At 42.1% G+C, this 13,010-nt stretch carries 8 protein-coding genes; 3 read left to right on the top strand and 5 right to left on the bottom strand.

Annotation, left to right across the window (positions count from 1 at the left end):
- The first annotated feature begins 5 nt into the window (after positions 1-5).
- Positions 6-1,547, top strand: coding sequence for a serine hydrolase (locus PQO05_RS01495; protein ID WP_273630866.1), 1,542 nt, complete (start codon positions 6-8; stop codon positions 1,545-1,547).
- A gap of 325 nt (positions 1,548-1,872) precedes the next feature.
- On the opposite strand, the gene PQO05_RS01490 is transcribed toward PQO05_RS01495, so the two are convergent.
- The 3 genes from PQO05_RS01490 to aspS form a co-directional block, all read right to left on the bottom strand.
- A complete protein-coding gene (locus PQO05_RS01490) occupies positions 1,873-3,180 on the bottom strand; it encodes an amidohydrolase (RefSeq protein ID WP_273630865.1) in 1,308 nt (435 codons plus the stop codon).
- Positions 3,181-3,463: 283 nt separating this feature from the next.
- On the bottom strand, positions 3,464-3,952 hold the full coding sequence (locus PQO05_RS01485; protein ID WP_273630864.1) for an FKBP-type peptidyl-prolyl cis-trans isomerase: 489 nt from the start codon (positions 3,950-3,952) through the stop codon (positions 3,464-3,466).
- A gap of 218 nt (positions 3,953-4,170) precedes the next feature.
- Positions 4,171-5,916, bottom strand: a complete 1,746-nt coding sequence (gene aspS / locus PQO05_RS01480; RefSeq protein ID WP_273630863.1) for an aspartate--tRNA ligase — start codon at positions 5,914-5,916, stop codon at positions 4,171-4,173.
- Positions 5,917-6,330: 414 nt separating this feature from the next.
- On the opposite strand from aspS, the gene PQO05_RS01475 reads away from it, so the two are divergent.
- Positions 6,331-7,338: an IS110 family RNA-guided transposase gene (locus tag PQO05_RS01475; RefSeq protein ID WP_273630628.1), complete on the top strand. Its 1,008-nt coding sequence runs from the start codon at positions 6,331-6,333 to the stop codon at positions 7,336-7,338.
- Between the two features lie 559 nt (positions 7,339-7,897).
- On the opposite strand, the gene PQO05_RS01470 is transcribed toward PQO05_RS01475, so the two are convergent.
- A complete protein-coding gene (locus PQO05_RS01470) occupies positions 7,898-8,791 on the bottom strand; it encodes a DNA adenine methylase (protein WP_273630862.1) in 894 nt (297 codons plus the stop codon).
- Positions 8,766-10,010 carry a hypothetical protein gene (locus PQO05_RS01465; RefSeq protein ID WP_273630861.1) on the bottom strand — a complete coding sequence of 415 codons (1,245 nt, stop codon included), beginning with the start codon at positions 10,008-10,010 and terminating at the stop codon, positions 8,766-8,768. Before PQO05_RS01465 ends, PQO05_RS01470 begins: the two co-directional genes overlap by 26 nt.
- Before the next feature lie 538 nt (positions 10,011-10,548).
- Between PQO05_RS01465 and PQO05_RS01460 the strand changes: the two genes are divergently transcribed.
- Positions 10,549-13,005, top strand: coding sequence for a TonB-dependent receptor (locus PQO05_RS01460; RefSeq protein WP_337942335.1), 2,457 nt, complete (start codon positions 10,549-10,551; stop codon positions 13,003-13,005).
- Positions 13,006-13,010 lie beyond the last annotated feature (5 nt).

The following is a 13,010-nucleotide window of genomic DNA, read 5'->3' as shown; positions in this document are numbered from 1 at the left end:
GACCTATGAAAAAGCGCTCCAATGTTTTTTCGGGCTTTTTACTGATGTTGATCTGTGCCGGACTAACCACCCAGGCACAAAATATAAACCGTAGTAAATTTATTCCCGATAGTATAGATAATTATATTAACCGGGCGCTAACCAACTGGCGCATACCCGGGGCTGCTGTGTGTATTGTAAAAGATAACCGCATTGTTTTAATGAAGGGTTATGGCATTAAAGAGCTTGGCGTACCCACCAAGGTTGACCAGAACACCCTCTTCATGATTGGCAGTAATACCAAAGCTTTTACAGCTACCGCCCTGGCTACTTTGCAGGAACAGCATAAGCTATCTTTGGATGATAAGGTAACCAAATACATCCCCGAATTTAAATTGGAGAACAAACTGGCCTCAGAGCAGGCCACCATCCGCGATTTACTTTGCCACCGCTTAGGTATAAGTACCTTTGAAGGCGATTTTACCTATTGGACCAGCAACCTTACCCGCAATGAAGTAATGGAGAAGCTAAGCCTTGTAAAAGCGCCTTATGCTTTCCGTACCAAATGGGGTTATACTAATGCAGCCTTTTTAACTGCTGGCGAAATTATCCCCCGCGTTACCGGCAAAACCTGGGAGCAGTATATCAAAGAAATGATCTTCGCCCCGCTGGGGATGAGTAATTCGCTGTTACTGAGTGCCGATTTTCCGAAATCAATTAATAAAGCATCGGCACATACTTTAGTTGATGGCCGATTGGTGGCCATACCATTTCCGCAGCTGGATAACCTGGCCCCTGCCGGGTCTATCAGTTCTTCGGCGCAGGATATGAGCAAATGGGTTTTCTCTTTGCTCGATCAGGGCAAGGTGGGGCAAAGGCAAGTGCTCTCGGCAGCAGCAATTGAAGCCACCCGACAGCCACAGGATATTGTAGCCAGTGGCATACGCCCAACCGGCGAAAGTTATTTTGAACTTTACGGCCTCGGCTGGTTTTTGCAGGATTATGCAGGTAAACGTTTGGTAATGCACGATGGCGGTGTTAATGGTTATGTATCATCGGTTACGCTGGTACCGTCAGAACATCTGGGTATCATCATCCTCACCAACAGCGATCAGAACAGCCTGTACGATGCCCTGCGCTGGGAAATACTGGATGCCTATTTTAAACGCCCTTTCCAAAATTACAGCGATAAGTACCTCGAAGGCTTTAAATTGCGTTACCAGGCCGATTTGCAAACCAATCAGAAACTGCGCGATACAGTAGCTCTTAACCTGAAACCGGCATTATCGCTTAACGATTATACCGGCAAATACACCAACGAGCTTTATGGTAACCTCACCATAACCAAAGGCGACAACAATGAACTGGAGGTGCGCTTTGAGCACCACCAACGCATGTATGCCAAACTGCAACCGCTGGGCGGTAACCGTTTCTTCGCCACCTTCTCTGATCCAGAATTTGGCAAGGCCGTTTTCCCTTTCACCGTAGACCGAAACCGGGTAATTAGCCTGCAAGTTAAAGTCGCCGATTTTATTGAGCGAACGCCTTACGAGTTTAAGAAGCAGTGATTTTAATTTGCTAATGAGGTAATTTGTTGATTTGTTAATGCCCTTTTATGCAAACCCAACGTCATGCTGAACTTGTTTCAGCACCCCACACGCCAGGTGTAAAATTTGCATAGCGAATGTGACAACTATATACCTGTCCCGTGGGTTCCTGAAACAAGTTCAGGATGACGGCAGGCTAAATGTTAAATGAAAAGCGAATTAGGCATTTCTATTTAAACGCATTGCGAAGTATAGCCCGTCCCGAATTCACTTTGGGACGGGCTGTACCTCGCGATGACGTGTTTATTTTATCATTGACAAATTATCAAATCGACAAATTGCCAAATTATTTCTTCCCATTCATATAATCCAGCGTTAAATTACACATGGCTTTTACGCCGAGGGTAAATCCGCTTTCATCGATATAAAAATCAGGCGTATGGTGCGATGGCGCTTTCTGCGGATCGCCGCCTTTGGGCATGCCTCCCAGAAAGAAGAACAGGCCGGGTACTTTTTGCTCATAAAAGCTGAAGTCTTCTGCTCCGGTTACAGCTGGGCGTAATAGAACATTCTCAGTACCGGCTGTAGCTTGCAATGTAGGCAGCATTTTGGCAGTCAATGCAGGATCATTGTAGGTAACCGGGTAATGATTACTGTATGGGATCTTAACTTCGGCTGTAGCACCATTGGCTTCTGCGGTTTTGGTGGCAATTTGTTTTACACGTTCTATCAGCATTTTCTCGTCGGCACCGCTCAGGGCTCGTATGGTTCCCAGCATTTCTACCTTTTCGGGGATAATGTTCGATCGGTTACCGCCATTAATAGCCCCGATAGTTACTACACCGCCGTTTTGGGTAACATCCAGGTTGCGGCTTACAATAGTTTGGAGGTTATTGATAATTTCGGCCGAAACTACAATCGGGTCAATACTGCTCCAGGGGTATGCACCGTGTGCCGAGCGGCCTTTTACCACAATTTGCATATCGTTTACGGCTGCCATAGTACCACCCGGGCGATAGCCTATTTTGCCAACCTCTGTCTGTGAGTTAATATGCAGACCGAAGATCACATCCACCTTTGGGTTTTCAAGCACGCCTTCTTTAACCATCAGTTCGGCACCGCCTTCTTCGCCAGTCGGTGGGCCTTCTTCAGCAGGTTGGAAAATAAATTTCACCGTACCGTGCAAATCATTTTTCATGGAAGCTAAGATCTCGGCAACGCCCATCAGTATGGCCACATGCGAATCGTGACCGCAGGCAGCCATTACGCCAACCTCGTTGCCATTGTACATGGTTTTTACTTTTGATGCAAAGGGAATGTTTACGCGCTCGGTAACCGGCAGGCCATCCATATCGGCACGCAGGGCCACTACCGGTCCGGGCTTTCCGCCTTTTAATACGCCGACAACACCGGTATGGGCTACGCCGGTTTGTACCTCAATGCCTAAAGATTTTAAGTGTTTGGCTACGATATCAGCAGTACGTACTTCATGGTTACCCAACTCTGGGTGTTCGTGAAAATCGCGGCGCCAGGCAATTACTTTTTGTTCCAGAGCATCGGCTTTTTTGCTGACCAGCGCGTGCGTGGCAGGTGTTTGCGCAAAGGCGCTAACAGAAAATAAGGAGAAGATTAATGGGTAAAGTTTTTTCATCATGCAGTTCAGTTAGTTTAGACTGAAAGATAATGAAAAGAAAGAGAATTTGGCAATTAGTTAATTTGTCGATTTGGCAATGAATTTGTTCAATTTGTCAATTTGCTAATTTGTCGATTTGGCAATGAGCATTACCTAACTAACAAATCGACAATTAGAACGGCATTGACAAATTAGCTAATTGACAAATCAACAAATTGGAACTGTATTAACAAATCAGCTAATTGGCAAATCAACAAATTAGAATTGCATTGACAAATTAACAAATTGCCGAATTGTCAAATTATTAATTCAGCCCGATTAGATCGATAGTAAAGATTAGTACCGAATTGGCCGGGATTTTAGTTTGAGCCGTAGCTCCATAACCCATTGCCGATGGAATAAATAATTTAATCCTGCCGCCTTTGTTAATAAATGGGATACCTGTTTTCCATCCTTGTATAATATTAGCGTTTGCAGAAATAGCAGTCTGGAAACTTAAGCCGGTGTCAAATACAGTTCCGTCTAACAACGCGCCTGTATAATTAACCGTAACAATTGATGAAGCAGTAGGATATGCACCTGCACCTGGTGTAACTATCTGATAGTACAAGCCCGATGCATCTTTAGTTGCAGTGATATTATTTACCGTGAGGTAATTTTTGATCGCATTATCATCTGTTACAGCCTGTGCTGCTGCAGTTGCAGCATTGGCTGCCGCAGAATCGTCGCTGCTTTTTTTGCAAGAACTAATGCCGATAACGGCTACAAATAGTAAGAGTAGGTATTTTTTCATATTGTTATTTTAATGTATTGGGGGTACAAAATCCTTATACACCTGTAACTACGTTTGCAAAGCATTTATTGTAACACCAAATGTTAAAAATGCATTTTAATACTGTTAAACAAACGTATTTAACGCTTTTTAACAAAAAAAGAGCCCGAAGCCTCTTTCGTATATTAATTATCTCAAGACAATCATCTGCACATTTGCATATCTACACATTTGCACATTTAAACAGTTGTCTTAATCTTCAATTCTGTCATCTGCGCATCGGCAATGGTTGATGGCGAATCGATCATCACATCCCGGCCTGAGTTGTTTTTCGGGAAGGCAATCACATCTCGGATCGAATCCAGCCCGGCGAAGATAGAAGCCAGCCTGTCGAAACCAAAGGCAATACCACCATGCGGAGGTGCGCCATATTCGAAAGCATCCATCAGGAAGCCGAATTGTTTCTGCGCTTCTTCTTTGCTAAAGCCCAGATGTTTGAACATTAAGCCCTGCAGATCTTTATTATGGATCCGGATGGAACCACCGCCAATCTCCGTACCATTAATTACCAAATCATAAGCATTGGCACGTACATCGCCAGGGTTGGTATCCAACAAAGCAATATCCTCCGGCTTAGGCGAAGTGAACGGGTGGTGCATGGCGTGGTAACGGCCGCTTTCTTCATCAAACTCCAACAGTGGGAAATCGACAACCCAAAGCGGTGCATAAGTATTTTTATCGCGCAGGCCTAAACGGGTACCCATTTCCAGGCGCAGCTCGTTCATTTGTTTGCGTACTTTATCGGTATTACCGGCTAGGATCAAAATTAAGTCGCCCTGCTCTGCACCGAAAGCTGCTGCCCAGTTGGTCAGGTCGTCTTCGTTAAAGAATTTATCTACTGATGACTTTAGCGTACCATCAGTATTATAACGCATGTAAATTAAACCGGTAGCGCCAATTTGCGGACGTTTTAACCACTCGGTAAGCTCATCCAGTTGTTTACGGGTGTAACCTGCGGCACTCTTGGCGTTGATACCAACCACCAGTTCGGCATTATCAAACACGCTGAAATCTTTACCTTTTACCAGGTCGTTCATCTCCACAAACTCCATCCCGAAGCGGCGGTCTGGTTTGTCAGATCCATATAAACGCATGGCATCAGCGTAGAACATACGCGGAAACTCGTTCAGCTCAATACCTTTTACCTTGTTAAACAGGTGGCGGGTAAGGCCTTCAAATATATTCAGGATATCTTCCTGGGTAACGAAAGATAGCTCACAATCGATCTGTGTAAACTCAGGCTGGCGGTCTGCACGTAAATCCTCATCACGGAAACATTTCACAATCTGGAAGTAACGGTCGAAACCGCTTACCATCAGTAATTGCTTAAATGTTTGCGGTGATTGCGGCAGGGCATAAAACTCGCCCGGGTTCATCCGGCTTGGCACCACAAAGTCGCGCGCACCTTCCGGGGTCGATTTAATCAGTACCGGGGTTTCCACCTCAATAAAGTCCAGGTCGCTTAAATAACGGCGAACTTCCTGAGCCATTTTATGGCGTAAAATAAGGTTGTTACGAATAGGCGTACGGCGTAAATCCAGGTAACGGTATTTAGCACGCAGCTCCTCGCCACCATCGGTATCATCCTCAATCAGGAACGGAGGGATTTTAGCCTCGTTCAATATTTCGATACCCTCAACAGCAATTTCAATTTCGCCGGTAGGGATCTTGGTGTTTTTGTTAGAACGCTCCAGCACCTTACCGGTAACGGTGATCACATATTCGCGACCAAGCCCGCGACCCTGATCTCGCAGTGCAGCATCTGTATCGGTATTAAAAACCAATTGCGTTAAACCATAACGATCGCGGATATCCACAAACGTGGTACCGCCCAAATCGCGCGATTTCTGTACCCAACCCGATAGGGTTACAGTTTCACCTAAATTACTGATGTTTAATTCGCCGCAAGTGTGTGTTCTGAGCATAGCCTCTTAAATTGTCAAAGTCTGCAAAAATGTGTAAAATGTATGAACTTTAGGAACAAACTGGAAAATAGTACAGAAAATTTTATGCTTTTAGTAAAATAGTCCACACTAATCCCGCTTGTCATTTCCTTTAGATTAGCTTCAACACAGTAAACAGGTTGTTATTATTGTTAAAGGTTTCTTTTTGCTTCTTTTTCTTTGTTAATAACCTCGAATTTTGTGGATAAAGTTAACAGCGGTAAAGGCGCATTATTGTCATTTCCAGGTATTGAGGCCTATCGTTCGATTTACTCCTTTACCGCTTGTTTTAAACTAAGGCATCAAATAGAAATTAGAGTTCACGAGGCTCATTAGTAAGGAATTGATGGTGTTTAAAACATGTTAACTGTTTACTTACATAAACAGTGTAAAGTTATGGAATTTGAGTTTTTCATCGGTATCGATGTGTCAAAAAATGAACTGGATTTTGCAATTCAGCAAGGGGATCGATTCTTACTTCACAGAGAGATCGCTAATGAGCCATCGGCAATAGGCTCTTTTATCAAAGAGTTGAATAAGCTTCCGGGTTTCAAGCTGGACAAGGCCTTGTTTTGCATGGAGCACACCGGCATCTACAACAATCATTCGCTGGCTTGCCTACAAAAAAAGAAAGCCCATATCTGTCTGGAAGCAGCTACCCAGATCAAGAACTCATTAGGAAATATTCGGGGCAAGAACGATAAGATAGATGCAAAACGGATCGCTGGCTACGCTTATGATAAACGAAATAAGCTAAGCCTATGGGTTCCAAAACGCGAAGTTGTACAACAGCTGGCCCATCTTTCGGCCACACGTTTGCGATTAATAACGATCAAAAAACAACTCAAGGTCCCGCTAAACGAGCATGCCGTGTTTAACTCCGGTAAGATAGCAAGGCAAAGCCTGCAGATCTGTAGTCATTCATTAAAAGCGATCGATGAGGATATTAAAAGGGCAGACAAAGCCATTGAGCAAATAATCCAGGGAGATACAGAACTTAGTCGCTTATTCAGTCTTGTCACCTCGGTAGTGGGTATCGGTAAAGTGACTGCGCTTCAGACCATTATTACGACCAATGAATTCAAGGACATTAATAACCCTAAAAGCTTTGCGTGTTACTGTGGTGTAGCTCCATTCAAAGAGGATTCCGGTAAGGTTGTCAAAAAAGCCAGGGTATCGCACATGGCAAATAAAAAGGTGAAAACTTTATTGCACCTATCGGCCATCGTTGCTATACAATATAACGCAGATCTAAAACGGTTTTATGAACGTAAGGTATTAGAGGAAAAGAAGAATAAGATGAGTGTGATTAATGCGGTCAGAAACAAACTCATCTTGCGTATTTTCGCTTGCGTAAACCAAAACAGGCCGTACGAAAAAAATTATCATAAATTAATTGCATAGATCATAGAAATCGAACGATAGTGAGAAATCTTATGCGCTTTGCTAATCATACTGTACAAGATTTCTCCTTCGTCGAAATGACAACGCGGGTAAGAACGGTTGATTGTAGATTTATAAAGAACCGTCATGCGGAACTTGTTTCAGCATCCCACACGCCAGGTATACAGCAGGCAAGTAGCAGACTTAGCATGTGGGATCCTGAAATAAATTCAGGATGACGGGTGGTGATCTTGATTCTTGTCTCTCGATTCTTGGATCTAAATTTGAGCGTTGTCATGCTGAGCTCCGTCGAAGCATAAGGGTAGGTCATCTGCGCCATGTCTTGAACCAGAATCTTCAGAATTTAAGAATTAACAGAATGCCTTAAGTTCGGGGAGCTTTCTCTTATTCACTCATCCGATAGCTATCGGATCACAACTCACTCCTTCACTCATTAAATATGGGCGTTGCCTGCGGCCGGGCTATCCGCTCATACTGCACAGGCATTAGCCACGGGGCCGGTATCCGCTGCTATCCCTAACGCGGGCAAGAGAAAGCATCATTTCCGTAAATCAACGTATTAAGAAATTTTATTATTGATAAGTACTGGCGATTTGAGTGTGGTGATGGAATCTTTGTATTCAATCTGATTTGAAAAAATCAAAATTTCATCTCCTATTCTATTAGATGCAGATTGAGACAATTGATACATGACTTTTTGTTGCTCTGTGTAAAGATTTAAAATAAATGGATGATTATCATAAGAAACCATCCACCGCTTTTTCATCTTATGAACATATTTAGAAAGTGCTTCATGATCTTTTTTAGAATAAAAGTTCATATATAAATCTGCTCCTTTCAAATAATAAGGTGGATCTAAATAAATAAATAAATCCTCTTTTTTCTTGTTCATCATATTGATGAAGGCCAGCCCATCAAGATTTGATACAAAAATTCTGTGCTTGAAACTGGCAATTTTTTTTATCCGATCAATTAAATCTTTTTTGTTAAATCGCGCATCGATTTTGTACTTTCCACTCTGGTCATATCCTCCAATTATACCACCTTTTATTACCCCGGATATATTAGTTCTATTGAGAAAGAATGTGGATTGAGCTAATTCGAAATTATCCGCATTAGATATATCATTTTGAATAGCTTTATATTTATTCCAGTTTTCAATAGACACATCTACAGTCTCAATCCATTTGCAAAACTCCTCGGGTCGATTAATGATTGTGACCCAAAATGCATAAATCGCTTTATCAAAATCGTTAATATAAATTCTATTAACATATTCTTCGAACAATAACCTTAGCGCTAAGCCAGAGCCACCAGCATACGGTTCCGCATAGCTACAGCCAATTAAATGATTTTCATAAAAGAGATTTGATACAAAAGGAAATATACAGCTTTTCCCTCCTGGATATCTTAACGGCGAAGAAAATTTATTCACTTTTAACTTCCTTTCCATGAGTGACTGTTAGAATAGCTCCGATAATAATAGATAATGCAATAGTTTGCTCAATGCTACTTGAAGATTTATAAGTGTGGGCGCCCGTGTGTAGCAATTGAGTTATTGAGTCACTGGTTATATTTTGATTTGCCAAAGTAGTTTTAGTATCTTGATCTAACGTTTTTTTTGCCTTTTCAAAAGTACTTTTTAAATACTCATTCATCTTCTTATTACGATTATTTGCTGCTGTTTCACAAATTAAACGTAGCGACATTCTAATTAGTCCTACAAATGAGTTAGATAAGGTATCTATATTATTTAAGTAGAATTGGTACAAATCAGTTATATCTCGATGTAAATCACTTACATCACCCATTTTTAAATAAATTTTACCACCAAATATTTCGGAAGGCTTTTTTTGTGAGCGTCTTGTTTGCCGCTGCTCCTTAGTTTCGTTTGCTGATTTTTTAAAATTGATATTTACAGGGTGTAATTGATTCTGCTGGTTGTGCTCAATTAATTCACGTGAGCTTGGCTCAAGCACTTCAAGTACTTTCCCCCTACTAACCCTTGTCGTAATCTTTTTCTTCTTAATCTTTTGAGAAATGTCTGATAAAATCGAATATCCCTCTTCGTTGCTATGAATACTGTTCAACTTTCCAGCGGTGATGCTGAATCCCATTTTATTTAAAGAATCTTCTTTAAAAACCTCCTCTTTTACAAATCGCTGATTCAGTTCTGGATTCGCACTTATAATACCTGTATCTTCTTCTAATATTAAAAAGGTACTTTTTTCTTCTTTCATAAATTTATGAAGAAAAATATCTCGTTCCAGCGGAAGCCACGATCCAGATTCACTGTGTTTACGATAGACATTTTTTAATGCAATTTTTTCAATGCAAACATTACATGGTATTTCTTCAGGAAATGTTGGAATATTGATATTACTTTCGGCAACAGTAACTAATCCGTGCTTAATTTTTCCAAGAATTATTCTTCTATTTCCATCGTAAACCACCGGCTTATCACCATGATATACAACTGTAGGAAGTTCACTAAGGTCATAATACTCGCCCATTTCTTTTGCTAATTTAGGCAACGTCCATTTCGATAAATTATCAGCCAGTGCTTTATCAACAATTTCTTGGTCTGTGGCGTCTTTATTAATTGGATCGCGGGGATTCTCGTTCCAAAGCACTAAATCTTTAATAGGAATGTATTTTACTTCTTGGTCCATTGTAATAAGTAGGTTTAATAAAAGGTTTTAATTATTTAAGGTAAATAATGATATATAAAATTACGATGTAATAATACCCTTCTATATAAAATGGGTGTTTTCACCCCCGATGAGTTCGATATAGTTACAACTATTTCGAATTGTGAAAATCCTCGCTATATAACATACTTCGACGGAGCTCTGCACGGCTCCCATCCGTTCCAGTCCCTCTAATTTTCACAATTTCTTAATATTCCAAACCAAATACTATATTTGTCGCATATTCTTAAGGGGTGCCTTGCTTTGGTTGCAAACAAACTGCAGATTGTTTACCAAACTGAAAGACAGGCTGAGATCATACCCATTGTTTTGAAGTTCAAAGTCAAAAGTAGTAAGTTCAAAGTCGACAAAACTTTAAACCTTAAACTTTCCACTCTAAACTCAGAAACATGCACCTGATCCGGATAATGCCGGCGTAGGGAATGGTAAAAAGTTAAGTGTACTGCTCGTTGACTCCCTTACGGGCAGATGGTTTAACTATTGTTATTGACAAATTATTTTGAAAAATTTACTCCTGGCTATCACAGCCTTGCTGTTGCCGTTTATGGCATCGGCTCAATTCACGCTATCGGGCACAGTTACCGATAGCCAAACCGGCAACGCCCTCCCCGGCGCAACCGTAAGCATTACCAAGGCACAAACTATTATTGCCGATGCCGTGGGGCATTATCAGTTCAACAATTTAAAAGGTGGTAATTACACCGTCCGGGTTAGTTTTATTGGCTACATTACCGTTAACCAGGATGTTAACGTAAATGCCAATACCACAAGCAACATCGCATTAACAAGCGGCGCTATTATTACCGAAGATGTTAACGTAACCTCTACCCGGGCCAGCAGCAAATCGCCAACGGCGTTTACCAATTTAAGCCGAAAGGAATTGCAGAAAAATAACCTCGGTCAGGATTTACCGATGCTGCTGGGGCAAACACCATCGGCTGTTACTACTTCTGATGCAGGGGCTGGCGTAGGCTACACGGGTATCCGTATCCGTGGCTCAGATGGTACGCGCATCAACGTTACCGTTAACGGGATCCCATTGAATGATTCTGAGAGCCAAGGTAGTTACTTTGTAGATCTGCCCGATCTGGTATCATCTGTTGATAATATCCAGATTCAGCGCGGTGTAGGTACATCAACCAATGGTGCTGGTGCATTTGGAGCCAGTATCAACATCCAAACCACTACCCGCAGGGATTCAGCTTATCTTGAGCTGAATAATGCTGCCGGTTCTTACGGAACGGTTAAAAATACCATTCAGCTGGGTACAGGCTTACTGGGTGGTCACTTTAGTTTTGATGGCCGCTTATCGCGCATTAATTCTGATGGTTATATCGACAGGGCGTTTTCTAAGTTGAAATCCTTCTTCGTAAGCGGTGCCTATTATGGTAAAAGCAGCATCATCAGGGTAAATGTATTCTCTGGTCAGGAGCAAACTTACCAGGCTTGGGATGGCGTTCCGGCTGATAGTTTGGCGCATGGCAACCGCACTTATAATGAGTTGGGTTACATCAACTCAAGCAAAACCTACTACAATAACCAAACGGATAATTACACCCAAAACCACTACCAGCTATTGTACGATCAGCAATTGGGCAGCAAGTTATCCTTCAACGGAGCCTTGCATTATACCAAGGGTTATGGTTATTATGAGGAGTACCGCAATGCGGATTCACTTAAAAACTATAACGTTACCCCAGTAACCATAGGCAATACTACTTTTGATGCTACCGATCTGATTCGTCGCCTATGGCTTAACAATGAGTTTTATGGTGTTACCTATAATTTCAAATATCAACCTACGAACGCATTGAATATTGTTTTAGGTGGTGCTTACAACGAGTACAAAGGCGCGCACTATAATAACATCGAGTGGACGCAGGAGAGTACTAATATCCCGCAGGACTACCAGTATTCGCGCGATGATGCCAAGAAAACAGACTTCAACACCTTTGCACGTGCGGAATGGCATCCGGGAAAATTCCTGCTATATGGTGATTTGCAATACCGCCACATCGGCTACTCATTCCTGGGTTTCGACCGGAACCTTAACAATGTGCAGCAACAAGTTAGCCTCGACTTTTTTAACCCTAAAGCGGGTTTAACTTACGAGATTGACGAGCGTAATAACGTGTACGCATCATTCGCGGTAGGTAACCACGAGCCGGGCCGGGATGACTATACCAGCTCTACCCCGGATAGCCGCCCTAAAGCCGAGAACCTGAAAGATTTTGAAGCTGGTTACCGTACAACACAGGGTATATTTACCGCTGGTATTAATGGTTTTTACATGCTATACAAAAATCAGCTGGTGCAAACCGGGGCTTTAAATGATGTGGGCGCAGCCATCCATACCAACGTAAAAGATAGCTACCGCGAAGGTATTGAGATAGACGGCCGTGTACGTATCACCAAGCAATTAAGCTGGGCTGCTAATGCCGCGTTCAGCCAAAATAAGGTGAAAAACTTTCAGCAGTTTCTGTATAACTACGATACCGGGCTTTATGTAGAAACCGATTACAAGAAAACCGATATTGCCTTTTCGCCAAACGTAGTGGCGGGCAGCGAAATTAGTTTCCGCCCGATTAAGGGAGGAGAGATTGCCTTAATCAGCAAATATGTAAGCAGGCAGTACCTGGATAATACATCGAACATCAACCCAACCGGGCTTACCTCAGCCGGCGACCCTACACTATCTGCCAAAAACAATTCGTATGTGATTAACCGTTATATCAACTCGTACTTTGTAAACAACCTGCGTTTGAATTATAACTTCAGCATCAGATCAGTAAAAAATATTGGCGTCACTTTGTTGATTAATAACATCTTCAGCAATAAATACGAAACCAATGGAGCTACTTATGCAGACATTGAAGGCGGACAAGTTGCCAACTACAATTATTTTTACCCACAAGCACCGCGCAACTTTCTGGCCTCGCTTAACTTAAAATTTTAATCAAC

The organism is Mucilaginibacter jinjuensis (assembly GCF_028596025.1).
Lineage (GTDB): Bacteria > Bacteroidota > Bacteroidia > Sphingobacteriales > Sphingobacteriaceae > Mucilaginibacter > Mucilaginibacter jinjuensis.
Note: the sequence above shows the minus strand (reverse complement) of the source record. Positions and strands in the feature narration are given on the sequence as shown.

Coding starts and splice junctions, on each gene's coding strand:
- aspS (WP_273630863.1), bottom strand. CDS start 5,916: ATGCTCAGAACACACACTTGCGGCGAATTAAACATCAGTAATTTAGGT.
- PQO05_RS01470 (WP_273630862.1), bottom strand. CDS start 8,791: ATGGAAAGGAAGTTAAAAGTGAATAAATTTTCTTCGCCGTTAAGATAT.
- PQO05_RS01485 (WP_273630864.1), bottom strand. CDS start 3,952: ATGAAAAAATACCTACTCTTACTATTTGTAGCCGTTATCGGCATTAGT.
- PQO05_RS01465 (WP_273630861.1), bottom strand. CDS start 10,010: ATGGACCAAGAAGTAAAATACATTCCTATTAAAGATTTAGTGCTTTGG.
- PQO05_RS01475 (WP_273630628.1), top strand. CDS start 6,331: ATGGAATTTGAGTTTTTCATCGGTATCGATGTGTCAAAAAATGAACTG.
- PQO05_RS01495 (WP_273630866.1), top strand. CDS start 6: ATGAAAAAGCGCTCCAATGTTTTTTCGGGCTTTTTACTGATGTTGATC.
- PQO05_RS01490 (WP_273630865.1), bottom strand. CDS start 3,180: ATGATGAAAAAACTTTACCCATTAATCTTCTCCTTATTTTCTGTTAGC.